Consider the following 23715-nt stretch of genomic DNA (forward strand, 5'->3'; position numbering starts at 1 on the left):
GTTGTTCGAAGCTTGAGTCGGCGGTTTAGAGTTGGCGGCCACCCTCCTCTCGCAACAGCGCTTGCAGGGTGTCGAGGCGGGCACTGTCGAAGGCAGTGACGGTGCCCTGCTCGAACACCCGGCGTGCCAGCCCGCTGAGCACCGCACCGGGCGGCAGTTCGATCTGTAAACGCACGCCGCGCTCGTAGGCGCTTTGCACGGTGCCGCGCCAATCCACCACGCGGCACATGTTGAAAGCGAGGTCATCGCGCAGCGCTTCGACTTTGGTCACAGGCCGCGCGCTACTGCCGCTCAGATAAGCGATTTTCGGATTCTTCAGTTCAACCTTGGCGAAGGCGTCGGCAAGCGCCTGCGCCGGCTTTTCCAGCAATGGGCAATGCGACGGCACGCTCACCGCCAGCCGTTTCGCCACTCCGGCGCCGCGACCGCGCGCCAGTTCGGCCACCGCTTGCATGGCCTTGTCGCTGCCGGCGATGACCACTTGGTTATCAGCGTTGATGTTGGCCAGATACACCGGCGTTTCTTCGCTGTGCACCTGGGCCAGCAGCGTTTCCACTGTGGATAATTGCAGACCGATGATCGCGGTCATGCCGTAGCCCTGTGGATAAGCCTGCTGCATCAGCTCACCACGCAGGCTGACCAGCTGCAGCGCATCGCTGAAACTCAAGGCCCCTGCCACCACTGCCGCCGGATAAGCGCCGATGGACAGCCCGGCGACGTAATCTGCTCTCAGGCCATCCTGCAATAACTGCCGTGAAGCAGCGACCCCGGCGATCAGCAGACAGAGTTGGACCGCCCTTGTCGTGCGCAATGCCTCGGTGGAATCCAGCAGCGAGACATCTTCGCCAAGAACATCACTGGCCTCGACCAGGGTGTCGCCGGGCAAACGCTGAAGCATGCCCGCCTGCTGCGCGCCCTGGCCGGGAAACACCAGCAGACTGCTCACGCTGCCTGCTCCTGCGGGTTCCACGGATCCATAACCAGACACGCATGATGGGCAGTTTTCAGCAGCACCCGCGCCGAATCACTGGCCCATTCGCGCAAGGCCACCGCACCGAATGGCGTCTGCAATTGCGCGTCGACCCGGCACACGGTTTGATCAAACAAATCGACCAGTTTCCGCGCCTGATCACGACGGATCATCTGCGGCGTACGCAGGATCAAATCGAGATCGCTGGCGGCGTGCATCGCGGCAAAGCCACTGGCCAATTCAAACCCTACGCTGCCGCTGACACCCCAGACCCAACCGCAATCGTCGAGTAGCGGTCGCAGCTGTGTCAGCGCCTGCATCACCGGCAAATCACGCGGGCTGTCGACATGACACAGCGCCTCAGGACTGACCCGCCGGGCAATCGAATCAACCGGCATGAACGCCGCCAGGCGCTGCTCGCGCAAAGCCCCGCGCACACCCACCGCGACAAAACCGGCAGCACTCAACGCCCGCCGCACCACCACCGGTTGCCCGGCCGCCAGCACCTCGACCGCCCACGCCGGCGCATCTGCCGGCAACTGCGCCGGGGTCATACCCCAGAGCAGATCGTGGGCCAAAGTCAGGTTCACCACTGCGCCCTCAGCAGTTCGCGGACGCGGCTGGAGGCGGCGCGATTACTCGCACCGAGGCGGCCCTTCAAATCACTGCTGCTCACATCATCGATCGCCTGCTTCAGGCACTCGCGCACCCGCGCCAGATCTTCCGCCGTCGGCTGTTCGATCTGCTGCACCGAGAGAGTTTCCCAAAGCAGACCGAGGCTGGCGTAGCTGTCGATGTCGTAGGCCATGGGCGGCACGCTGGCGGCCAGCGCTTCCAGTTCTTCAACACTGCGCAAGGTCACCCGCGCCGCCGAGGCCTTGCCCATCGCGTGCACCATCACACCGGGATCACGCAAAGCAATCAGCCGATTGGCCTGATAACCATGCGCGAGAAATGCGCCCGACATCGCTTTACCCACCAGCAGCGCAATCACCGGATGCCCGGCCAATCGCGCACGGGCATAACTGTCCGCCGCGCCGGCCAGGGCCTGATGAATGCCGAGGGCTTCTTCGCGCCGGCCATACGCCTGACTCGGCACATCGACGATGGCGATGATCGGGCGCTTCTGCGCTTGGTCGCGGTCGGCGCTGATCGCGTCATCCACAGCCTTGGCCAGACCCCAGCCTTCGAGCAAGCCGACTTCGCCGTTTCGAGCGCGAGGGAAACGATTGTCCGGGTCGGCGACCACGGCGATAAAACGTCCAAGCTCAGCGTCGGCCACTTTCAATGACGGCGGCAAACCTTCGACGCTTTCAGCGCCCTCGCTCAAGGCGTTGAACCAGTGCAAACCGCGCAATGAATAACTGCTCATGAGCGCTCTCCTTGATACAGATCGCGAACCACCGACGGTTCGATTTGCTGGTCAGTGTTCAGCTTGCCGAGGCGTTGCAGGAACCACTCGGCGCGCTGGCTGCGCGGCTGTGCCGGCAAGCCTAGCTGGAGCAATTCTCCGACCTGCTGACGAATCTGCGCCACGTCATCGCCGACATAACGATCCACCAGACCACTGTTGAAACGCTGCTCGCCGCCGGTCACGCTCCAGATGAAGGGCCGGTCGCGGGAATCGTATTCCTCGATCCCGGCTTCCTGCTCGATCACCTGCGGGCCGTTCAAACCGAGACGTGCTTCTTGGGTCACCAGCAAATAGCTGCACAGCGCAGCGGCGATCGACATGCCGCCGAAGCAACCGACGCTGCCGGCGACCACGCCGACCACCGGTTGATAGCGCTGCAAATCGACAATCGCCGCATGAATATCAGCAATCGCCGCGAGCCCCAGATTGGCCTCCTGCAAGCGCACGCCACCGGTTTCCAGCAGCAACACTGCGCGAGTAGGAATGCCGTTACGATTGTCTTCAGCCGCCAGTTCCAGCGCACCGGCAATCTTCGCCCCGCCGACTTCGCCAAGGCTGCCGCCCTGGAATGCGCCTTCAATCGCCGCGATCACTACCGGCAGACCGTCAAGACTGCCCTTGGCGATGATCACGCCGTCGTCGGCCTGGGGCACCACACCCTGGCGTTCGAGCCATGGCGACATCACCCGTTGAAACGGATCGAGCAGTTCGCGAAAGGTCCCGGCGTCGAGCAAGGCTTTCGCCCGCTGCCGCGCACCGAGTTCGACGAAGCTGTGTTTGTTGAGCAACGCTGCGCTGTCAGTCATGGCCGATCTCCTCGAAACCCTGTTCCAGACGCAAGCGCACCACCCCCGGCGTCGCGCCGAAATCGTGGATGTCGATGGCCATCGCCGGCGGCGTGGTGCCGTCGAACATCCGCGCAAACAGGTGTTGCCAGCGCTGCTGCGCGCCATTGACCGAGGTCTGCACATTGATCGTCAGCTTGCCGGCCAGACCCGGCTCGATCAGCACTTCCAGATCTCCCGAACCGACACAACCGACCAGCGCACGACCGCGTGGCGGCTGCCCGGCGGGGAATTCAAACGATAGGCTTTCCATCAAAATGCTCCCTGAACAATGCCGTCGCGCTCGATGCGATCGAGCAGCAGCGTGGCTGCGAGCAAGTCGGCGGCGCCACCGGGCGAGGCATTCAATGCGATGAGTTGTTGATCGAGTTCGTGCAGGCGCCGGCGACCGCTGAGGCTGGCGCTGCCGCCGGCGTCGAGCACCGCTTGCGCCCCCGACTGCATGGCGTGCAGGCCGGGTTCGCCAGCGCGGTAGAGCACGCAGGTGTCGGCCAGCTCGGTCATGATCGCCAGCAATGCATCGAGCCGGGCATTCTGTTCGCCGTGGCCGTTGGCGCGGCTTTTCTGCAGTTGCGGCAGGCCGCGTTGCAGCACGGACGGGAAGCCCAGCTGCGCTTCCTCGCGGGCACCGCGTGCGCCGTAACGCTGGGCGACTTGTGCGCCGTGGCTGAGCGGTTTCGGTGCGTAGCGGTCGTCGAGCAGTGCCAGGCGTGCGGCACACAAGGCGATGGATTTCGGTTGCAGCGCGGCGGCCGTCACCAACAGTCCCAACGCCCAGATCGCGCCGCGATGGGTGTTGACGCCGTTGGTGGTCACAAGCATGGCTTGCTCGCCTTCACGGCCGATGCGGCCAATCGCTTCGCGCAACGGCAAACCGACTTCGCCAATGTCCAGCGCTGCCTCGGCCATTTCCTTGAACGCTGGCCACAAGGCCAACGCCGACGCGTGCATCAGGCCCAGGTGCAGATCGGTGTGTGCGCCATTGCCGCGACGATCGACCAGCGCCGGTTTCGGCGACAGATCGGCTTCGTCGATCAGCGCGTCCACTGCCAGATCGGCCAGGCGCTCGGCCAGTGACAACGGTTTCATTTGCAGGTTGAATGCGTGCATTACCAGCTCCTGAATTTGGCGGGCGGGTTATAGAGACCGCCGGACCACTCGACCAGATCGGCCACGCTTTTCGCTGCGAGCAATTCGCGGGTGGCGTCGGTGCGGCGGATGCCGAGGTCTTCGGGCAAGGCGATCAGGCCTTCGCGGCGCATGCGTTCGGTGTCTTTCGGGTTGTGCCGCAGGCCGATGGCGGTAACGCCGGCCACCGCTGCGATCATCGCCTGGCGCTCCTCCAGCGAGCGCGCCTTGTACAGATAGGCAATGCCTTCTTCGGTGAGCAGGTGGGTGACGTCGTCGCCGTAGATCATGATCGGTGCCAGCGGCATGCCGCTTTTCTTCGCCACTTCGACCGCGTCGAGGGTTTCGACGAAGGTCGGTTTGCCGCCCTCCTGGAACGTCTCGACCATTTGCACCACGAGTTTCTTGCCGCGTTCGAGCATCGGTTGCGGCGCATCGTCGTGGCGCATGTCCAGCCACGCCGGGGTACCGTGACGCCGGCCGCGCGGGTCGTGGCCCATGTTCGGCGCGCCACCGAAACCGGCGAGACGGCCACGGGTCACGGTCGAGGAATGGCCGTCGCCATCGACCTGCAATGTCGCGCCGATAAACAGATCCACCGCGTATTGCCCCGCCAGTTGGCAGACCATGCGGTTGGAGCGCAGCGAGCCGTCGCGGCCGGTGAAGAACACATCCGGCCGAGCGGCGATGTAGTTTTCCATGCCCAGTTCGGTGCCGAAGCAATGCACGCTCTCGACCCAGCCGCTCTCGATCGCCGGGATCAGCGTCGGGTGCGGGTTGAGCGTCCAGTTGCGGCAGATCTTGCCCTTCAACCCGAGGGATTCGCCGTAGGTCGGCAGGATCAATTCGATGGCGGCGGTGTTGAAACCGATGCCGTGGTTGAGCGACTGCACGTTGTGTTTTTCGTAGATGCCACGGATCGCCATCATCGCCATCAGTACGTGCACAGGCTTGATGTGGCGCGGGTCGCGGGTGAACAGCGGTTCGATGTAAAACGGCTTGTCGGCCACCACCACGAAGTCGACCCACGACGCCGGAATGTCTACGCGAGGGAGTTCGCTGACGTCGTCGACCAACTGGTTGACCTGGACGATGACGATGCCGTCGCTGAACGCTGCCGGCTCAATCAACGCCGGGGTGTCTTCAGTGCTGGGGCCGGTGTAGATGTTGCCGGCACGATCAGCCATGAACCCGGCCGAGAGCACGACGTTGGGGATCAGGTCCACGACGAGGCGGGCGTAGAGTTCGATGTACGTGTGGATCGCGCCGACTTCGAGCAAGCCATCTTCGAGCAACTGGCTGATGCGCAGGCTCTGGGTGCCGGCGAAGGAGAAATCGAGCTTGCGGGCGATGCCGCGTTCGAACAGGTCAAGGTGTTCGGAGCGGCCAACGCTGGGCATGATCATATGCAGATCGTGGAGTGTGGCCGGATCGGCTTTGGCCAGCGAACGCGAGAGAAAATCCGCCTGCTTCTGGTTGTTGCCCTCGAGCACCACGCGATCGCCGGGATGGATCAACGCTTCGAGCGCGGCGACGATTTTGTCACTGGGCAACACCGCGCCATCGGCCAGCCCGCGCACCTTGTCGAGCCGGCGCTGCTTCTCGTCACGCCGCCGCGTCCAGCGCGAGTCAGGGGAAATTGTCGTTGTCATGCTCACTCCACGGGGTTCGCTGTCGTGGAGCCACGTTAGGCGCGTGTGGTGAGGGCATCAATCAAGCTGGGTGGTGAATCATTACGCTGAGCGTAACGTTCAAAAGCTACCCTCACCCTAGCCCTCTCCCGGAGGGAGAGGGGACCGATTGGGGGATGCTTGGGAATGACGCCGACCTGAAGCAGCCGTGGTGAATCCCGAAACGAAAAATCAACAGCCCCTCACCCTATCCCTCTCCCGAGGGAGAGGGGACCGATTGGGGGATGCTTGGGAATGACGCCGACCTGAAGCAGCCGTGGTGAATCCCGAAACGAAAAATCAACAGCCCCTCACCCTAGCCCTCTCCCGAGGGAGAGGGGACTGATTGGGGAATGCTTGGGAATGATGCTGACCTGAACCAGTTGTAGTGAATCCATAATCGACTCCGTTATTCAGGTCGATGTAGGACCCGAGACACCTCGGTCGGCTCCCTCTCCCTCTGGGAGAGGGCTGGGGTGAGGGGCTTTCAGTCGGTTGGCACCATTTTGTCCAGCACCCGGTTCACCGCCATCTCCGCCACCATGACAATCTGCGCGATGCCCTGCAGGGTCTTGCGCTGCGAGCCTTCCACTGAAGCGGCGTGGTTATGCAGCATCACCGTTGCCGAGCCGAGCGTTTCACAGGCATCGGCCAGCAGCGATTCGGTGTCGGCCTCGGGGTTGGCCATGTACAGCGTGTTGGGGATGTAAGGCGGCGCCATGAAGTCAGCGCTGGGCGGGCCGAGGTAATGGTCGAGGGCGCGCTCGGCGGCTTCGTGGAATTTCTTTGAGTCGGGGGACTGGTAAGGAGATGCCGGGTCTGTGGCCGGCGGATTTGGGGTTACTTTGAACATAAGCTGTGTTCCCGTTGTTGAGCGCCAACCCCTTGGCTACTAAACGAAAGGGAGGCAGCTGTACGCAGGTTAGTAGACCGGGGAACTCAGCTTAAGCCGGCGCGCCGAAGCGCCCTGCGTACAACCACCATCAAGCTCAGATGCGGAACACCTGTGATGAATGCACGACCAGCTGAATTACCGCGGGCTACTAAACCCGATCACTGCGAATCAGTGACCCGATCCAAGTTACGCAGCAAGCCCTGGGCGCACAAGCCGGCGGATTCTGGCGCAGGCGTAGGCAGGGGCGCAAGGATTTGTAGGTTGGTGGGGCGTAACACCTGGTGTCTTTAAACACCGGAAAGGATTGGTGTTTATTGAGCTACAGGAATTGAGGATCTACCTGTGGGATTGTGGTGATGCGGCTGGCGTTATCGCGAGCAGGCTCACTCCTACAATGGATCTGCGTCCAGCCGCAAAATCTCATGCACCGCAGCCCCCTGTAGGAGTGAGCCTGCTCGCGATGAGGCCAGCAAATCCGCCCAAAATCCGGATCAGCCTACTAGGCCAGCCTCCACCAACAACCGCTCCAGGCCCAAGAAATCCGGCACCTTCGCCACCTGCTCCCCCACCTGCACCGCCGCCTGCTCCAGCGCACACAACGGCACATCGACATAACTCAACTGACTGTCCAGCTTGTACGAACGCGGTATCCCCTGCACCAGCAGGGCAATGAATTTCAATTCAGGCAAACCACCCAAGGCATTCAAGATCACAATCCGCGCCCGTTCGCCGATGACGATTTTCTGTCCGCACGCCGATTCGAAACTGATCAGCGGAATCTGCCGCTCACGCCACGTCACCCGGCCCAGGTACCACGGGGGGGTGTCGAGGTCGAAAGCGCTGGCCTGGTAGTCGATCAGCTCGGCGATCGCGACGTTGGGCAGGATCAGGTTGCGATCGGCCAGCGGCAGCAGCAGCCCGGTAAGCTGGCCGGTGCGCGGGTTGTGCCGGTGTTCATGCATGTTTCTTGCTCCACTGGGCAATGCTCTCCAGCAACACCGATTCCTGATACGGCTTGCCGAGGTAGTCGTTGACGCCGATGGCCATGGCGCGGTCGCGGTGTTTCTGCCCGGTGCGCGAGGTGATCATGATGATCGGCAGGTGTTGCAGGCGTTCATCGTTGCGCACCTGGGTGGCGACTTCGAAGCCGTCCATGCGCGGCATTTCGATGTCGAGCAGCATCAGATCGGGCATGTGCTCTTCAAGCAGCAGCATCGCATCGACACCGTCCTTGGCGGTCAGCACGTTCATGCCGTGGCGCTCAAGCAAACGGCTGGTGACCTTGCGCACCGTCACCGAGTCATCGACGACCATGATCAGCAGCGGCTTGTGCGGTTCGCTGTCGATCTCCGTGCGCGCCGGCTCTTGCGAAAGACGCGCCTGCATCGCCCGGATCGGGGCGAGCAGATCCAGGATCAGCACGACTCGGCCATCGCCGAGAATCGTCGCCCCCGACACCCCCTGCACCGCCGCGAACTGCGGGCCGAGGCTCTTGACCACGATCTCGCGGGTGCCGGCCATGGAGTCGACCAGCACCGCGATGTGGCGATCGTTGTAATGCACCAGCAGCACCGGCAACGGCAGGTTCTGCCCGAGCAGTTTCGGCCGTGGCGCAGTCTTCAGCAGCTCGCCCAGATAGCACAGTTCATAACGCTGGCCACCGTATTGATAGCTTGGGGGATCGTGACGGAAGTGCCCTTCCAGATCATTCGGCAACACGCGCACGATGCCTTCGATGGTGTTCAGCGGAATCGCGTATTGATCCTCGCCACACTGCACCATCAGCGCGCGGTTGACCGACACGGTGAAGGGCAGGCGAATGCGAAAATGCACGCCCTGCCCCGGCACTGAATCGATGCTCATGCTACCGCCGAGCTGACGCACTTCTTCGTGGACCACGTCCATGCCGACGCCACGCCCGGAAATCTGGGTGATCTTTTCCGCCGTGGAGAAGCCCGGCTGGAGGATGAATTGCAGGACATCGCGGTCGCTGATCTCGGCATCGGGCGCCAGCAGACCGCGCTTGATCGCCTTGCGCCGCACGGCTTCCAGCGGCACCCCGGCGCCGTCGTCGCGGATGTCGAAAACCATGTCGCCGCCCTCGCGAGACAGATCGAGGCTGATCTGTCCTTGCGCCGGTTTGCCCGCCGCCAGCCGCACCTCGGCAGATTCCAGGCCATGGTCGACGGCGTTGCGCAGCATGTGTTCCAGCGGCGCGGCCATGCGTTCGAGGACATTACGATCCATCTCGCCATCGGCATTGCCGACAACAAACGCAACATCCTTGCCCAGCTCTTCAGCGACCTGACGAACGATGCGTTTCAGACGCGGGACCATGCGTTCGAACGGCACCATGCGCGTGCGCATCAGGCCTTCCTGCAGCTCGGTGTTGATCCGTCCCTGCTGCTGCAGCAGGTTCTCCGCATCGTGGTTGCGGCGGTCGAGGGTTTCCTTGAGGTCGAGCAGGTCCGAGGCCGATTCGAACAATGCCCGCGACAGTTGCTGCAACTGCGAATGGCGGTCCATTTCCAGCGGATCGAAATCTTCGTAACCGAGGCGCTCACCGTCGACTTGCTGACGGCTGAGAATCCGCCCCTGGGTTTCCGTGTCGAGGCGGCGCAGTTGATCGCGCATACGTTCGATGGTGGTTTCCATCTCGTTCAGGGCAATCTGCGCATCGTTGACCTGCTGCTCGATCCGCCCGCGAAAGATCGACGTTTCACCGGCCAGATTGACCAGCTCATCGAGCAGTTCGGAAGACACCTTGACCATGTCCGCGCCAGTATCGGCACTCGGTGGCGCAGCCTCAGGCTTGGCCACAGGCAATGGTGCAGGCGCTGGCGGCGCTTCAACCTGCACCGGGTGACTGAAATTCTGGATCGCGTTGATCAGCCGATCGGCCGGTGGGCACGGCTGCCCGGCGCGCACGCCATCGAGCATTTGCGCCAGTCGGTCATGGCCGCGCTGCACCAACGCGAACAGTTCGGCAGAGGGTTGCAGCGCACCGGTAGAGAGGCTTTCGTAGAGAAATTCCAGCTCATGGGCGAGGTCGCCGATCGGGCCGATTTCGACCATTCGCGCGCCGCCCTTGAGGGTGTGCAGATCGCGCAGCAGGGTTTCGACTTCCTGGCGGTTGCCCGGCTCGGCCTGCCAGCGCAGCAGTGCAGCGCCGGAGCTTTCGATGATGTCGAAGCCTTCTTCGAGGAAGATCTCCAGCAACTCCGGGTCGTGCCCGGCGTTGTCGTGCTCGGTTGGCGCTGGGGCAGCTTCGCTGGCGGCCTGGCCCTGACGCAGCTGACGGATGGCGTCGATCAGATCCTGCGCCGGGGTCAGCGCTTGATGCGCTTGCAGTTGCTCGAGCATCAGCGCCAAGCGTTCATGACTCTGCTGCAGCAACCCTTCGAGCGCGGCGCTGTGGTTGTAGCGTCGATCGACCAGGCCTTCGTAGAGGTTTTCCAGTTCCAGGGCGAGGTCACCTACGGCCTCGACTTCGGCCATGCGCGCACCGCCCTTCAGCGTGTGCAAGTCGCGCTGTAACGACGACAGCGGCGCGGTGTTGTCCGGATCCTTGAGCCAGCGCTGCAAGGCTTGTCCGGCGCTGTCGAGGATGTCCACCGCCTCTTCGAGGAAGATTTCAACGATCTCGTCGTCCGGTTCGAGCGCGGCAGCCGATTGCTGCAATTGGGCGGTGGCGCTGCCCAGTTCGCGAATGTCCAGGGTGCGGCTGCCATCGCTGCGGATCAGGCCCATCGACGCCGGGTCGAGGCCTTCGTCGAGCAGTTCCTGCAAGGCGCGGATCCGCTCCGGCTGCGGGGTGATTTCCTGGCCGGCGGCGAGTTCGTCGAGCATGTTGATCAGCGCTTCGTGGGCCAGTTGCGCTTCGTGGAAAAACCGCTCGCTGACCGCCAGACTGCTTTCTTCCACCGCGCCATACAGGTCGAGCAAGGCTTCGCATAAACCGTCGACCGGTAGCAGATCGGCAAGGTGCGCGCCTTCGCCGAGGGTGGTCAGTTCATCGAGCAAGGCACTGAGTTCCTGGCGCTCGCCGGGGTGCTGCTGCCAGCGCTGCAAGAGGTTTTCGGCGTCGAGCAGGATGTCCATGCCCTGGGCGAGGAAGTTGTTGATCAGTTGCGGATCGCGCTTGAGGCGCAAGCCGCTTTCAGCGCTATCGGAGCTGGCTTGCAGGCGTTCGGCGAGCAGCGCGTCGGTGCGTTTGATCAGCGACTGCGCACCGACAATCGGCGCCAGCGGATCGTGCTTGAGCTGACGCAGGCCGACACGGAACAGGCCTTCGGCTTCGAGCAGCAATTCGACCTCGTCCAGGTCCAGCGGCAACTGATGCGCCTTGAACTCGCGGGCCAGTTGATCGAGTGACGCGGCAAGTTCGGCCATCGGCAATACGCCGGCCATCGAGGCACTGCCCTTGAGCGTGTGCAGCGCGCGTTGCAGCTCGTCGCTGGCCGGCAACGGCACGTGCTCGGCGGCTTGATCGAGGAAGCGGTTGAGGCTGGCGAGGTGGGTTTCGGCCTCCTTGCGGAAGATTTCCAGCAGCAGCGGGTCCAGCGCGGCGACGTCGTCGGTGTCTTCGGCGGCCAGCGGTTCATCGCCCTTGGCCAGCGCGTGGGCGCGGGCGGCGAGCTGGTCGACATCGCTGCGCTGGCGTTGGCGCTGGGTGGCGAATTCGTTGATCAGCTCGGGCAGCAGCAACAGCGTGTCGCCGAGCAATTGGCGCAGCACGGCGCCGGGTTCGACGCTTTGCTCAAGCACGCGGTTGAGCAGGTTTTCCACCGCCCAGGCCAGTTCGCCGAGGACCAATGCGCGAACCATGCGCCCGCTGCCCTTCAAGGTGTGGAAGGCCCGGCGCAGTTCAGTCAACGCGGCGCGGTCCTGCGGATTGGCGGTCCAGCGCGGCAGGTATTCGTGGAGCACTGCGAGGACTTCGTCGGTCTCTTCGAGGAACACTTCGCGCAGCTCATCGTCGACCGGTTCTTCATCGGCCGGCGGCGGCATCAGGCTGTCGGGGGTATTGCGCGCCGGCGGGTTGAGCGCCGACACCGGGCTGGCCAGCACCTCGGCCAGTGACTGCACCACTTGAGGGTCGTCGAGGGTTTGCAGGCCTTGCATGACCTGCGCTTCGTCAGGGCTGAGCACTTCATCAAGCACCGGCACCTGCGCTTCGCCGGGCTGCTCGCTGGGAAAGAAGCCAAGGCTGGCGAGGCTGTTCTGCGCGACATCGAGCAGATGTTCGGCGGGTACTTGCGGATCGTCGCTCAGGCGTTCGAGGTAATACTCGAGGCTGCTGATCGCATCGGCCAGATGATCGAGTTGCTCCCAGCCCGGTTCGTGAGCATCGAGCATCAAATGCTCGCGAATGAAGCCGTTGCAGGCCTCGACCAGACTCGCCGCCCGTGGCAGTGGAATCATCGCCAGCGCGCCGCGCACCTGAGTCAGCAGGTCGGGCAGCGCTTGCAAATGCTGGCGGTCCCAATCGGCGTCGATGTAGTCGACGATCATGTCCTTGGCCTGTTGCAGGCAGATGCGCGCTTCCTTGATCACAATCTGGTGGATCTGCGTCAGGTCGGTGGTCGGCAGGCGCGCATCGTCGGCGCTTTGCGTCTCCACCGTGCCGACCATGCCGGCCAGCGTCGCTTCGACGTAAAGCAAGGCCCCGGCGACGTCCATGAGGATCGCGTCGTTCGGTTCGCGCTGGCCCTGAGCGAGGCTGAGCACCACCGCCAATTGGTCGATGATGACTTTGCGCGGCTGGCCGAAACCCAGCACCGCGAGGGTGTCGGCAATCTGCCGTAGCGGCGCGAGCAGGCTGTCCAGATCCGAGGCGTGCTGGCGGTCGCTGCGCACGAACAGATCGAGGCGTTCCTTGACCCGCACCAGCTCTTCGCACAGCGCCGCCAGTACCGAGCGCATGGCATCGCGGTCGGGGCCGGCGAGGCGCGCGCGTTCTTCATCGACCATCGCGCTGTCGGGCAACGCGTCGTCCAGGGAGTAGCGATCTTTCATGGTCAGCATCTGCCCGGTGGGATGTTCGGCTTTGGCAATATAGAACAACAGGCTTTTCAGCAGCTCGGCCGGCGCCGGTTGATCGAGCCCGACGATGCCCTGCTCGAGCAGGCGCTTGAGCTCTTTGTCGGCGTCCTTGAACAGGCTGCGCAGCGCCGGACTGTTGGCGATTACGCCCTCGCGCATGCCCTCGACCAACGCCGAGGCGACCTGCCACAACGGGCTCAACGGCGCGTCGCCGCTCAACGCTTCCAGGCGAACAAAGACCTTGGCCAGATAATCGAGGTGCGTCTGGTCATCCTGTTCGCGCAGCAGACCGACCAGGGCCATTTGCAGCATCTGCCGCAGTTTGCGCAGCACGTTTGGCAGCTCGGGCGGTTCCAGTGCAGCGAGTGCTTCGTCGCCGAGCGGCGCCAGCTCGGGCAGTGGCGGGCTGAACAGGCTGGTTTCCGCCAGCAGGCTTTCACCACGGGCGCTGCGCAGGTCGTTGATCAGCGGCAACACCACCAGCGGCAGGTCACGGCGGGCGCTTTGCACGCGGTCGAGGTACGCCGGCAATTGCCCCAGCGCTTGCAGCATCAGGTGCAAGGCTTCGTCGCGGTGCGGCACGCGATCATGTAGCAGTGCTTCGACCAACTGCTCCATTTCCTCGGCGAGCAATGCCGCGCCGTAGAACTCGACCATTTGCAGACTGCCGTGGACCTGATGAATGTACGCCAGGCATTCGTCCAGCCCGGGGAGGGCCTGCGGATCGTCGAGCACGGCTTCGATCGCCTGATGCGCGAGCTTCAGCGTTTCGGCAATTTCGCCCTTGACCCACTCCAGGGCCACATAGTCGTGCCGATCACCCATAACCACTCCACTCACGCTTTATCTGTCGCCGCCGGCAAGGTGAAACCGGACACCGAACGGCGCAACTGACTGGCCATTTTCGCCAGGTTGCCGATGCTCTCGGCGGTGGCCGTGGAGCCCGACGAAGTCTGCGAAGTGATCTGCTGGATCACGTTCATGGTCAGCGAGATCTGCCCCGCCGAGGACGTCTGCTGCTGCGCCGCGTTGGAAATGCTCTGGATCAGCGCCGCGAGGGTCTTGGAGACGCCTTCGATTTCTTCCAGGGCCACACCGGCATCCTGCGCCAGTCGCGCGCCGCGCACCACTTCGGTGGTGGTCTGTTCCATGGAAATCACCGCTTCGTTGGTGTCGGCCTGAATCGCCCGCACCAGTGTTTCGATCTGCCGGGTCGCGGCGGACGAACGTTCGGCCAGCCGCTGCACTTCGTCGGCAACCACGGCAAAACCGCGCCCGGCATCACCGGCCATCGATGCCTGGATCGCTGCGTTGAGGGCGAGGATGTTGGTCTGGTCGGCGATGTCATCGATCAGGCTGACGATGTCGCCGATCTCCTGAGAGGACTCGCCGAGGCGCTTGATGCGCTTGGCGGTGTCCTGAATCTGCTCGCGGATGTTGTCCATGCCGTGGATGGTGTTGTGCACCACCTCGTTGCCCTTGTTGGCGATTTCCACGGAGCGCTCGGCCACCGCCGACGATTCGGCAGCGTTGGCCGAAACCTGATCGATGGACTCGGCCATGTCGCTGATCGCCGTCGAAGCTTCGGAAATCTGCTGGGCCTGTTGCTCAGACGCTTGGGCCAGATGCATGGCGGTGGCCTGGGTTTCCTGCACGGCAGCGGCAACCTGGCCGGCGGTGAGGTTGATGGTCGCCACCAGATCGCGCAACTGGTCGACGGAATAGTTGATCGAGTCGGCGATGGTGCCGGTGAAGTCTTCGGTCACCGAAGCGGTGACGGTGAGGTCGCCATCGGCAAGGTCTTCGATCTCGTCGAGCAGGCGCATGATCGCGTTCTGGTTGCGCTCGTTCTTCTCGGCAGTCTCGCGCAACTGGCGATTGGTTTCGCGCACCATGACCAGGCCGATGAGGATGATCGAGGCCAGTGCCAGCAAGCCCAGCACATAGCCGCCAATGGTGTCGGTGTTGCGCCCGCCGGCGAGATTTTCGAAACCGGTGGCCAGGTGCGAGGCTTCATCGAGCAGGGTTTGCGACAGGGTGAAGATGTTGCTCGCCGATTCGCGGACCTTGAACAGCTCCGGCGAGGTTTCGAGGATCTCGTCCACCGAGCCGGAAACGAACTGGAACAGCTCGGAGATTTCGCTCAAACGCGCACGGGCGTCGCGGTCTTCGACCTGGCTGATTTTCAGCGCCGGGTTGCCCTGCAACATGCCGTTGAGCACCAGACCGAAACGCGCCGCATCACGGCCAAAGGCATCGGCGGCCTGCTGCGAATTTTCGTCACCGGCGAGCACGGTGTTGACCGCGCCAAGGATGCGTTCGGCCAGCAACGATTGCCGTTGCGCCATCGCCACCTGCGCCGCCGGGGCGCCGCGCTGGAGCAGGATTTCCACGACTTTTTCGTATTCGATCTGCAACTGCGGCACGGTTTCGGCCAGCGTCGCGGCGACCTGATGCAGCGACAGCACGGTCTGTTCGCTGCTGAGGATCGCATCGGTGTTTTTCAGCAGGCGCTCCCAGTCCATTTGCACCGCGCGCATTTCCGGGCGCACGGCGACGGGTGCCGGCGGCAGGCCGGTGTTCGGGTCACCTTTCTTCAGGTAACCCCAGCGCTGGGCGAAATCGTTGCGCGCATCGCTGAGCAGTTTGAAGGCGGCCGCCTTGCCCGCCGCCGCTTCGGTGGCGTTCTTGGCGATGCGTTGCGAGAGCACGCGCAGCTCACCGGCGTGGCCGATGTACTGCTTGTCGTAGTTCGCCTGGGTGTTGAGGTACGCGAAGTTGGCGAACAGCAGCATGATGAACACGATCAGTGCGATAAACAGCACGATGATCTGTGCGCGACTGCGCGATGCTTCTGCCGACTTGCCTGTTTTTGCTTTTGTCATCGGTCCTCGCCTGTTTGAAGCTCGCCCGTTGAAACTGTAGGAGTGAGCCTGCTCGCGATTGAACGATAACGCGGTGTGCTTGATACACCGCGGCGCCTGAATCGCGAGCAGGCTCACTCCTACAAGGGATCTGTGTTGTGACGGCTATATTGCGACACCCATGAACACCGGGGATTTGGCCAGTGCGTACAGGCTGAACACCCGCCAGTTCTGCTCGCGGCGGAAATAGCCTTTGACGAACTCGGCCTTGGAGCCCTGGCGCTTGCTGATCGACAGCGGCTCGAAACTGCCCTGCTCGAAATGCTGCAAACCGATGACCTCGTCAACCATCACCCCGGCGAACACGTCTTCGTGTTCCACCACCAATACCCGCCGCTGTTTGCGCAGCGGCGACAGCTCGTGGCCGAAGAACCCGCACAGGTCCATGATCGGCAGCAACCGCCCGCGCAAGTTGGCCACACCCTTGACCCACGGTTTGACCCCGGGCAACTGGGTGAAGCGCGGTTCATGCAGGACTTCGCTGACTTCGCCCATCGGCGCCACATACCAATGCTCGCCGAGGCGAAAGCCGATGCCGCTCCAGCGATCCGGGCGCGCCGCTTGCGAGGGCAGGTCCGCCGCCAGCAGGCGGCAGCGCTGGTCGATCTGCCAGAGCAGTTCGAACGCGGTCAGCGATTCGCTCATGATTGCGCGCTCAGCCTTTGAGCACGTTGTTCAGGGTCTTGATCAGGGTGTCTTCGTCGACCGGTTTAGTCAGGTAATCCTTGGCGCCCTGACGGGTGCCCCAGACCTTGTCGGTTTCCTGATCCTTGGTGGTGATGATGATCACCGGGATGTGCGCGGTGTCGGCATCCTTGGTCAGTTGCCGGGTCGCCTGAAAACCATTGAGGCCGGGCATGACGATGTCCATCAGCACGGCGTCGGGTTTTTCCTGACGGGCCAGGGCCACGCCGTCGGCGCCGTTCTCGGCCTTGAGCACTTCATGGCCGTGCTTTTCGAGCATGCCGGTGAGTTTGTACATTTCAGTCGGCGAATCATCGACGATCAGGATACGTGCCATGGTCTTCCCCATTTTTCTGGTCGACTGCCGGCCCGCTGGCCGAGCGTCACTGTGCGTGTCTTACTGCGGCAAAACGGCGGCGAAGCCCGGAACATGGGCCTGGATCGCGTTGAGCAGTTCTTCTTTGCTGAACGGTTTGGTCAGAAACTGATCAGAGCCGACAATCCGCCCCTTGGCCTTGTCGAACAAACCGTCCCTGGACGACAGCATGATCACCGGCGTCGCCTTGAAAGCGCTGTTGTTCTTGATCAGGGCACAGGTCTGATAACCATCCAGACGCGGCATCATGATGTCGACGAAGATGATCCCGGGATGGTGGTCGGCAATCTTCGCCAGCGCATCGAAACCGTCGATGGCGGTGATCACTTCGCAACCGACGTTCTTCAACAATGTTTCGGCGGTGCGACGAATCGTTTTCGAGTCGTCGATCACCATGACCTTCAAGGCGCTGGACTGCTGTTCCATAAGAGGGTTCTACCGTCGCCTTTGCGAATCAAATTGTCCGATTTACTGTGAATAATGGCCTGAAACCCTTGATAGCCAAGGGCCGGCGCGATCTGCCAGCCTTTTTAGCACAGTCTCCAGATGCAATCTATCGACGGGTTTTTCCTTGACCCGAAACCCGCCCGGCGCCACTCTGGCGGCACTTTTTCAATACCGATCCGGTAGCCAAATTTCGAGGAAAACCCAATGAGCGTTCGCGTCGGGATTGTCATGGACCCTATCGCCAGCATCTCCTATAAAAAGGATAGCTCGCTGGCCATGCTGCTGGCCGCGCAGAAGCGCGGCTGGGAACTGTTCTACATGGAACAGAAAGACCTGTATCAGGCCGAGGGCCAGGCGCGGGCGCGGATGAGCCCGCTGAAAGTCTTCGCCAACCCGGACAAGTGGTTCGAACTGTACGCCGAGCAGGACAAGCTGCTGAGCGACCTGGACGTGATCCTGATGCGCAAGGATCCGCCGTTCGACATGGAATTCGTCTACTCCACCTACCTGCTGGAACAGGCCGAAGCCGCCGGCGTGCTGGTGGTGAACAAGCCGCAGAGCCTGCGCGACTGCAATGAAAAGCTGTTCGCCACGCTGTTCCCGCAGTGCACGCCGCCGACCATCGTCAGCCGTCGCCCGGATGTACTGCGCCAGTTCGCCGATCATCACGGCGACGTGATCCTCAAGCCGCTGGACGGCATGGGCGGTTCGTCGATCTTCCGCCACACCGCCGGCCACCCGAACCTCTCGGTGATCCTCGAAACCCTGACCCTGCACGGCAAGCAGCAAATCATGATTCAGGGTTACCTGCCGGCGATCGTCGATGGCGACAAGCGCATCCTGATGATCGATGGCGAGCCGGTGGATTACTGCCTGGCGCGAATCCCGGCAATGGGCGAAACCCGTGGCAACCTCGCCGCCGGTGGCCGTGGCGAAGCCCGTCCGCTGACCGAGAAGGATCGCTGGATCGCCGCCCAGGTCGGCCCGACCCTGCGCGAGAAAGGCCTGCTGTTCGTCGGCCTCGATGTGATCGGCGAGCATCTGACCGAAATCAACGTCACCAGCCCGACCTGCATCCGCGAAATCGACAATGCGTTTGGCACTGACATCGGTGGCATGCTGATGGATGCGATCGATAAAAAGCTGCACGCGGCCGGCAAAAAGCCAAAAGCCTGATGCACGTCACATGCAGTCTGTCGCTTGAAGCGTGAAGCCCAAGGCGCGAAACCAACATTGCGTTATCATGCGCAGCCTCTGAAAAACGCGATGTTGGTTTTCTTGTCATGACCCTCCCGTCCGATCTGCCCGCTGAACTCGCCCATCGTGGCGTGCGCCCGGCCGATCGCCTCGGTTTTACCCTGTTTCTCGCGGCGCTGATTCATTTGGCGCTGCTGCTGGGCGTCGGCTTTACCATGGTCGAGCCGCAGCAGATCAGCAAAACCCTGGAAATCACCCTCGCCACGTTCAAGACCGAGAAGAAGCCGGAGAAGGCAGATTTTCTCGCTCAGGAAAACCAGGAAGGCAGTGGCACGCTGGACAAGAAAGCCCTGCCCAAGACCACTGAAGTCGCGCCTTTCCAGGACAATCAGGTCAAAAAGGTCACCCCGCCACCCGCGGCCAAGCCAGAGGTGCAGGAAGCCGCACCGAAAGCAGCGGTGACCACCGTCGCGCCGAAACCGAAGAAAGCGCCGACCAAGAAAGAAGAAAGCAAAACCGAGGTCAAACCGACCGTCGACGCGCCGGCGTTCGACAGCTCGCAGCTGTCCAGCGACATCGCCAGCCTCGAGGCGGAACTGGCCAAGGAACAGCAGCTGTACGCCAAGCGCCCGCGCATCCACCGCTTGAGCGCGGCGTCGACCATGCGCGACAAGGGCGCCTGGTACAAGGACGACTGGCGCAAGAAGGTCGAGCGCATCGGCAACCTCAACTACCCCGAAGAAGCACGGCGCAAGCAGATCTACGGCAATTTGCGCCTGATGGTCTCGATCAACCGCGACGGCTCGCTGTATGAAGTGCTGGTGCTGGAGTCCTCCGGCCAGCCGCTGCTCGATCAGGCCGCGCAACGCATCGTCCGCCTGGCCGCGCCGTTTGCACCGTTTACCGGCGATCTGTCGGATATCGATCGTCTGGAAATCATCCGCACCTGGAAATTTGCCCGGGGCGACAGACTCTCGAGCAACTGACACACCACATACCCCCTGTAGGAGTGAGCCTGCTCGCGATAGCGGTATGTCAGAACCTGAACATTTGACTGACACCCCGCTATCGCGAGCAGGCTCACTCCTACAGTTGATCGGTGTGTTGCTTACATCTCCGGCTTGTCAGTTCGCCCCCCGAACGCCACACTAGCGCTCATGAAAAACGTCAGCCCCACCTACCTCAAGCATCACTTCCTGATCGCCATGCCACACATGGCCGACCCGAACTTTGCCCACACCTTGACCTACATCGTCGAGCACACGGCCAATGGCGCGATGGGGCTGGTGGTCAACAGACCGCAAGAGTTGAACCTGGCCGACATCCTCGAACAGTTGCGCCCGGACATCGAGCCGCCGGCACGCTGCCAGAATGTGCCGATCTTCATCGGCGGGCCGGTGCAGACCGATCGCGGTTTTGTCCTGCATCCAGCAGGCAAAACCTTCCAGGCCACCGCGCAACTGGACGGCGATCTGGCCCTGTCGACGTCGCAGGACGTGCTGTTCGCCATCGCTGACGGCGTCGGCCCCGCGCAGAGCCTGATCACCCTCGGCTATGCCGGTTGGGAAGCCGGGCAGCTGGAAGCCGAACTGGCAGACAACGCCTGGCTGACCTGCCCGTTCAACGCCGACATCCTCTTCAATACCCGCAGCGAATTGCGTCTCGAAGCGGCGGCGCGGCACCTGGGCATCGACCTCAACCTGCTCACCAGTCAGGCAGGTCACGCCTGATGGCCCTGCGCCTGATTCTCGGTTTCGACTACGGCACCAAACAGATCGGCGTCGCGGTCGGCCAGGTCATCACCGGCCAGGCCCGCGAACTGTGCACCCTGAAGGCGCAGAACGGCGTGCCGAACTGGGATCAGGTCGAAGCGCTGATAAAAGAATGGAAACCCGACGCCGTGGTGGTCGGCCTGCCGTTGAACATGGACGGCACGCCCAGCGAGATGTGCGTGCGCGCCGAGAAGTTCGCCCGCCGCCTCAACGGCCGCTACAACCTGCCCTTCTATACCCACGACGAACGCCTGACCACCTTCGAAGCCAAGGGCGAGCGACTGGTGCGTGGCGGGCAGAAAGGCAGTTACCGCGACAACCCGGTGGACGCCATCGCCGCCGCCCTGCTGCTGCAGGGCTGGCTCGATGAAAACACTGCATTGTTTGAATCCTGACAAGCGCTTCGGCGCTTTTCTTTTGGTTATAAACCGAGCTTCGTCCGGCAGGACGCAGCGCGGATTCACGAAGGAGCAACCATGAGCCTGCCCAATCCCGCCGATCTGATCAGCCAGATGGCGACCCGCCTCAAGGCGCACCTTGCCCAGCGTGACATCAACGAACCGCGTTACATCGGCATCCGCACCGGCGGCATCTGGGTCGCGCAGGCGCTGCTCAAGGAACTGAATAGCGATGCGCCATTGGGCACGCTGGATGTGTCCTTCTACCGCGACGATTTCAGCCAGAACGGCCTGCACCCGCAAGTGCGCCCGTCCGCCCTGCCCTTCGAGATCGAAGGCCAGCATCTGGTGCTGATCGACGACGTGCTGATGAGCGGTCGCACCATCCGCGCGGCGATGAACGAATTGTTCGATTACGGCCGCCCGGCCAGCGTCACTCTGGTCTGCCTGCTGGATCTGGACGCCGGTGAGCTGCCGATCCGCCCGAACGTGGTCGGCGCCACCCTGGCCCTGGCCGGCAACCAGCGGGTCAAGCTGTCCGGCCCCGAGCCGCTGAGCCTCGAACTGCAAGACGTCACCCTTTAATCCGCCCTATTGAGAGTCCCCCTCGCGATGACGCCTCTAGATACCAAGCGCCCGCTGCAGCTCAATGATCAGGGTCAGCTGCGCCACTTCCTCTCGCTCGACGGCTTGCGCCGCGAGTTGCTGACGGAAATCCTCGACACTGCCGACTCGTTCCTCGAAGTCGGTGCCCGGGCGGTGAAGAAAGTCCCGTTGCTGCGCGGCAAGACCGTGTGCAACGTGTTCTTCGAAAACTCCACGCGCACCCGCACCACTTTCGAGCTGGCGGCCCAGCGGCTGTCGGCGGACGTGATCACCCTGAACGTGTCGACATCGTCGGCAAGCAAGGGCGAAACGTTGCTCGATACCCTGCGCAACCTTGAGGCCATGGCCGCCGACATGTTCGTCGTGCGCCACGGTGATTCCGGTGCGGCGCACTTCATCGCCGAGCATGTCTGCCCGCAAGTGGCGATCATCAACGGCGGTGACGGCCGACACGCGCACCCGACGCAAGGCATGCTCGACATGCTCACCATCCGTCGGCACAAGGGCGGTTTCGAAAACCTCTCGGTGGCGATCGTCGGCGACATCCTGCATTCGCGGGTGGCGCGCTCGAACATGCTCGCGCTGAAAACCCTCGGCTGCCCGGATATCCGCGTGATCGCGCCGAAAACCCTGCTGCCGATCGGCATCGAGCAATACGGCGTCAAGGTCTACACCGACATGGCTGAAGGCCTGAAAGACGTCGACGTGGTGATCATGCTGCGCCTGCAGCGCGAGCGCATGACCGGCGGCCTGCTGCCGAGCGAGGGCGAGTTCTACCGCCTGTTCGGTCTGACCACCGCGCGTCTGGCCGGGGCCAAACCGGATTGCATCGTCATGCACCCGGGGCCGATCAACCGGGGTGTGGAGATCGAATCGGCGGTGGCCGACGGCCCGCACTCGGTGATCCTCAATCAAGTGACCTACGGCATCGCGATTCGCATGGCCGTGCTGTCCATGGCCATGAGCGGGCAGACTGCCCAGCGCCAATTCGAGCAGGAGAACGCCCAGTGAAGCTCAGCATTCTCGGCGCACGCGTCATCGATCCCAGCAGCGGCCTGGATCAAATCACCGATATCCACGTTGAAGCCTGCAAGATCGTCGCCCTCGGCGCCGCGCCGGCGGGTTTCAGCGCAGTAGAAACCATCGATGCCCAAGGCCTGGTCGCCGCGCCTGGCCTGGTCGATCTCAACGTTGCCCTGCGCGAGCCGGGTTACAGCCGCAAAGGCTCGATCGTCAGCGAAACCCGCGCCGCCGCTGCCGGTGGCGTGACCAGTCTGTGTTGCCCGCCGAAGACCAGACCGGTGCTCGACACTTCTGCCGTGGCCGAACTGATCCTCGACCGTGCCCGCGAAGCCGGCAACACCAAGGTGTTCCCGATCGGCGCACTGAGCAAAGGTCTGGACGGTGAGCAACTGGCCGAACTGGTGGCCCTGCGTGACGCCGGTTGTGTGGCTTTCGGCAACGGTCTGGAGAGTTTCCGCAACAGCCGCACCCTGTGCCGGGCGCTGGAATACGCAGCGACCTTCGACCTGACGGTGATTTTCAACTCCCAGGATCACGATCTGGCCGAGGGCGGTCTGGCCCACGAAGGCGCGGTCGCCAGTTTCCTCGGCCTGCCGGGAATTCCGGAAACCGCCGAAACCGTAGCGCTCGCCCGTGACCTGCTGCTGGTCGAGCAGACCGGTGTGCGTGCGCACTTCAGCCAGTTGACCAGTGCTCGCGGCGTTGCCCTGATCGCCCAGGCCCAGGCCCGTGGCTTGAAGGTGACGGCGGATGTCGCGCTGTATCAGTTGATTCTGACTGACGAAGCGCTGATCGACTTCAACAGCCTCTATCACGTGCAACCGCCGCTGCGCACCCGCGCCGACCGCGATGGCCTGCGTGAAGCGGTGAAGTCCGGGGTGGTTTCGGCCATCTCCAGCCATCACCAGCCCCACGAGCGCGATGCCAAACTGGCGCCGTTCGGCGCCACCGAGCCGGGCATCAGCAGCGTTGAGTTGCTGCTGCCTCTGGCGATGACCCTGGTCGAAGATGGTTTGCTCGACGTGCCGACGCTGCTGGCACGCCTGAGCGCAGGCCCGGCCGAAGCGTTGCGTTTGCCGGCGGGCAAGCTGGCGGTAGGAGGGGCGGCGGATATCGTGCTGTTCGATCCGAAAGCATCGACGGTGGCCGGTGAGCACTGGCTGTCGAAGGGCGAGAACTGCCCGTTCATCGGGCACAGTTTGCCGGGTGTCGTTCGCTATACGCTGGTGGATGGGCGGATTACGCACCAGGCTTGATAGCCAGTTGACCCCCTCGCGAGCAGGCTCGCTCCCACAGGTTTTGCGGTGATTCCTGTGGGAGC

Annotated in this window: 21 protein-coding genes; 7 read left to right on the forward strand and 14 right to left on the reverse strand. The window is 63.0% G+C overall.

Features of this window, described 5'->3' with window-relative positions:
* Window positions 1-25 precede the first annotated feature (25 nt).
* The 14 genes from mdcH to pilG form a co-directional block, all read right to left on the reverse strand.
* Window positions 26-946, reverse strand: coding sequence for a malonate decarboxylase subunit epsilon (gene mdcH, locus BLU71_RS20055; RefSeq protein ID WP_083353750.1), 921 nt, complete (start codon window positions 944-946; stop codon window positions 26-28).
* Window positions 943-1563, reverse strand: coding sequence for a malonate decarboxylase holo-ACP synthase (locus tag BLU71_RS20060; protein WP_083353751.1), 621 nt, complete (start codon window positions 1561-1563; stop codon window positions 943-945). The genes mdcH and BLU71_RS20060 overlap by 4 nt, the downstream gene beginning before the upstream one ends.
* A complete protein-coding gene (gene mdcE, locus BLU71_RS20065) occupies window positions 1557-2342 on the reverse strand; it encodes a biotin-independent malonate decarboxylase subunit gamma (RefSeq protein WP_042606581.1) in 786 nt (261 codons plus the stop codon). Before mdcE ends, BLU71_RS20060 begins: the two co-directional genes overlap by 7 nt.
* Window positions 2339-3190 carry a biotin-independent malonate decarboxylase subunit beta gene (locus BLU71_RS20070; RefSeq protein ID WP_083353752.1) on the reverse strand — a complete coding sequence of 284 codons (852 nt, stop codon included), beginning with the start codon at window positions 3188-3190 and terminating at the stop codon, window positions 2339-2341. Before BLU71_RS20070 ends, mdcE begins: the two co-directional genes overlap by 4 nt.
* A complete protein-coding gene (locus BLU71_RS20075; protein WP_056786420.1) occupies window positions 3183-3482 on the reverse strand; it encodes a malonate decarboxylase subunit delta in 300 nt (99 codons plus the stop codon). The genes BLU71_RS20070 and BLU71_RS20075 overlap by 8 nt, the downstream gene beginning before the upstream one ends.
* The gene (locus BLU71_RS20080; protein ID WP_083353753.1) at window positions 3482-4339 is read right to left on the reverse strand and encodes a triphosphoribosyl-dephospho-CoA synthase; all 858 of its coding nucleotides are present in this window, start codon (window positions 4337-4339) and stop codon (window positions 3482-3484) included. The genes BLU71_RS20075 and BLU71_RS20080 overlap by 1 nt, the downstream gene beginning before the upstream one ends.
* Window positions 4339-6009, reverse strand: a complete 1671-nt coding sequence (gene mdcA / locus BLU71_RS20085; RefSeq protein ID WP_065616478.1) for a malonate decarboxylase subunit alpha — start codon at window positions 6007-6009, stop codon at window positions 4339-4341. Before mdcA ends, BLU71_RS20080 begins: the two co-directional genes overlap by 1 nt.
* Window positions 6010-6514: 505 nt before the next feature.
* Window positions 6515-6880 carry a DUF6124 family protein gene (locus BLU71_RS20090; RefSeq protein WP_083353754.1) on the reverse strand — a complete coding sequence of 122 codons (366 nt, stop codon included), beginning with the start codon at window positions 6878-6880 and terminating at the stop codon, window positions 6515-6517.
* A 533-nt stretch (window positions 6881-7413) separates the two neighbouring features.
* A complete protein-coding gene (locus tag BLU71_RS20095) occupies window positions 7414-7884 on the reverse strand; it encodes a chemotaxis protein CheW (RefSeq protein ID WP_083353755.1) in 471 nt (156 codons plus the stop codon).
* On the reverse strand, window positions 7877-13792 hold the full coding sequence (locus BLU71_RS20100; protein ID WP_083353756.1) for an Hpt domain-containing protein: 5916 nt from the start codon (window positions 13790-13792) through the stop codon (window positions 7877-7879). Before BLU71_RS20100 ends, BLU71_RS20095 begins: the two co-directional genes overlap by 8 nt.
* An 11-nt stretch (window positions 13793-13803) precedes the next feature.
* Window positions 13804-15852, reverse strand: coding sequence for a methyl-accepting chemotaxis protein (locus BLU71_RS20105; protein WP_064364165.1), 2049 nt, complete (start codon window positions 15850-15852; stop codon window positions 13804-13806).
* A 144-nt stretch (window positions 15853-15996) separates the two neighbouring features.
* Complete coding sequence (locus tag BLU71_RS20110; RefSeq protein ID WP_083353757.1) at window positions 15997-16536, reverse strand: chemotaxis protein CheW; 540 nt, start codon at window positions 16534-16536, stop codon at window positions 15997-15999.
* A 10-nt stretch (window positions 16537-16546) separates the two neighbouring features.
* The gene (gene pilH, locus BLU71_RS20115; protein ID WP_039757553.1) at window positions 16547-16912 is read right to left on the reverse strand and encodes a twitching motility response regulator PilH; all 366 of its coding nucleotides are present in this window, start codon (window positions 16910-16912) and stop codon (window positions 16547-16549) included.
* A gap of 60 nt (window positions 16913-16972) precedes the next feature.
* On the reverse strand, window positions 16973-17377 hold the full coding sequence (pilG, locus tag BLU71_RS20120; RefSeq protein ID WP_016772743.1) for a twitching motility response regulator PilG: 405 nt from the start codon (window positions 17375-17377) through the stop codon (window positions 16973-16975).
* 225 nt (window positions 17378-17602) lie between these two features.
* On the opposite strand from pilG, the gene gshB reads away from it, so the two are divergent.
* The 7 genes from gshB to BLU71_RS20155 all read left to right on the forward strand — a co-directional run bounded on the left by gshB (window position 17603) and on the right by BLU71_RS20155 (window position 23650).
* Window positions 17603-18574, forward strand: coding sequence for a glutathione synthase (gene gshB / locus BLU71_RS20125; protein ID WP_083353758.1), 972 nt, complete (start codon window positions 17603-17605; stop codon window positions 18572-18574).
* A gap of 107 nt (window positions 18575-18681) precedes the next feature.
* The gene (locus tag BLU71_RS20130) at window positions 18682-19581 is read left to right on the forward strand and encodes an energy transducer TonB (RefSeq protein WP_042606570.1); all 900 of its coding nucleotides are present in this window, start codon (window positions 18682-18684) and stop codon (window positions 19579-19581) included.
* Between the two features lie 171 nt (window positions 19582-19752).
* Window positions 19753-20325, forward strand: a complete 573-nt coding sequence (locus tag BLU71_RS20135; protein ID WP_065615068.1) for a YqgE/AlgH family protein — start codon at window positions 19753-19755, stop codon at window positions 20323-20325.
* Window positions 20325-20762 carry a Holliday junction resolvase RuvX gene (gene ruvX, locus BLU71_RS20140; protein WP_016772738.1) on the forward strand — a complete coding sequence of 146 codons (438 nt, stop codon included), beginning with the start codon at window positions 20325-20327 and terminating at the stop codon, window positions 20760-20762. The genes BLU71_RS20135 and ruvX overlap by 1 nt, the downstream gene beginning before the upstream one ends.
* Window positions 20763-20843: 81 nt before the next feature.
* Window positions 20844-21350 carry a bifunctional pyr operon transcriptional regulator/uracil phosphoribosyltransferase PyrR gene (pyrR, locus tag BLU71_RS20145; protein WP_064364170.1) on the forward strand — a complete coding sequence of 169 codons (507 nt, stop codon included), beginning with the start codon at window positions 20844-20846 and terminating at the stop codon, window positions 21348-21350.
* 27 nt (window positions 21351-21377) lie between these two features.
* Window positions 21378-22382, forward strand: a complete 1005-nt coding sequence (locus BLU71_RS20150) for an aspartate carbamoyltransferase catalytic subunit (protein WP_016772736.1) — start codon at window positions 21378-21380, stop codon at window positions 22380-22382.
* Window positions 22379-23650, forward strand: coding sequence for a dihydroorotase (locus tag BLU71_RS20155; protein WP_083353759.1), 1272 nt, complete (start codon window positions 22379-22381; stop codon window positions 23648-23650). The genes BLU71_RS20150 and BLU71_RS20155 overlap by 4 nt, the downstream gene beginning before the upstream one ends.
* Window positions 23651-23715 lie beyond the last annotated feature (65 nt).

The sequence above is a fragment of the Pseudomonas moraviensis genome, from assembly GCF_900105805.1.
Classification (GTDB): Bacteria; Pseudomonadota; Gammaproteobacteria; order Pseudomonadales; family Pseudomonadaceae; genus Aquipseudomonas; species Aquipseudomonas moraviensis_A.

Excerpts from the sequence above, each read along its gene's own strand:
- mdcE (WP_042606581.1), bottom strand. The coding sequence starts at position 2,342 with ATGAGCAGTTATTCATTGCGCGGTTTGCACTGGTTCAACGCCTTGAGC.
- BLU71_RS20070 (WP_083353752.1), bottom strand. The coding sequence starts at position 3,190 with ATGACTGACAGCGCAGCGTTGCTCAACAAACACAGCTTCGTCGAACTC.
- BLU71_RS20075 (WP_056786420.1), bottom strand. The coding sequence starts at position 3,482 with ATGGAAAGCCTATCGTTTGAATTCCCCGCCGGGCAGCCGCCACGCGGT.
- BLU71_RS20080 (WP_083353753.1), bottom strand. The coding sequence starts at position 4,339 with ATGCACGCATTCAACCTGCAAATGAAACCGTTGTCACTGGCCGAGCGC.
- mdcA (WP_065616478.1), bottom strand. The coding sequence starts at position 6,009 with ATGACAACGACAATTTCCCCTGACTCGCGCTGGACGCGGCGGCGTGAC.
- BLU71_RS20090 (WP_083353754.1), bottom strand. The coding sequence starts at position 6,880 with ATGTTCAAAGTAACCCCAAATCCGCCGGCCACAGACCCGGCATCTCCT.
- BLU71_RS20095 (WP_083353755.1), bottom strand. The coding sequence starts at position 7,884 with ATGCATGAACACCGGCACAACCCGCGCACCGGCCAGCTTACCGGGCTG.
- BLU71_RS20100 (WP_083353756.1), bottom strand. The coding sequence starts at position 13,792 with ATGGGTGATCGGCACGACTATGTGGCCCTGGAGTGGGTCAAGGGCGAA.
- BLU71_RS20105 (WP_064364165.1), bottom strand. The coding sequence starts at position 15,852 with ATGACAAAAGCAAAAACAGGCAAGTCGGCAGAAGCATCGCGCAGTCGC.
- BLU71_RS20110 (WP_083353757.1), bottom strand. The coding sequence starts at position 16,536 with ATGAGCGAATCGCTGACCGCGTTCGAACTGCTCTGGCAGATCGACCAG.
- pilH (WP_039757553.1), bottom strand. The coding sequence starts at position 16,912 with ATGGCACGTATCCTGATCGTCGATGATTCGCCGACTGAAATGTACAAA.
- pilG (WP_016772743.1), bottom strand. The coding sequence starts at position 17,377 with ATGGAACAGCAGTCCAGCGCCTTGAAGGTCATGGTGATCGACGACTCG.
- gshB (WP_083353758.1), top strand. The coding sequence starts at position 17,603 with ATGAGCGTTCGCGTCGGGATTGTCATGGACCCTATCGCCAGCATCTCC.
- BLU71_RS20130 (WP_042606570.1), top strand. The coding sequence starts at position 18,682 with ATGACCCTCCCGTCCGATCTGCCCGCTGAACTCGCCCATCGTGGCGTG.
- BLU71_RS20135 (WP_065615068.1), top strand. The coding sequence starts at position 19,753 with ATGAAAAACGTCAGCCCCACCTACCTCAAGCATCACTTCCTGATCGCC.
- ruvX (WP_016772738.1), top strand. The coding sequence starts at position 20,325 with ATGGCCCTGCGCCTGATTCTCGGTTTCGACTACGGCACCAAACAGATC.
- pyrR (WP_064364170.1), top strand. The coding sequence starts at position 20,844 with ATGAGCCTGCCCAATCCCGCCGATCTGATCAGCCAGATGGCGACCCGC.
- BLU71_RS20150 (WP_016772736.1), top strand. The coding sequence starts at position 21,378 with ATGACGCCTCTAGATACCAAGCGCCCGCTGCAGCTCAATGATCAGGGT.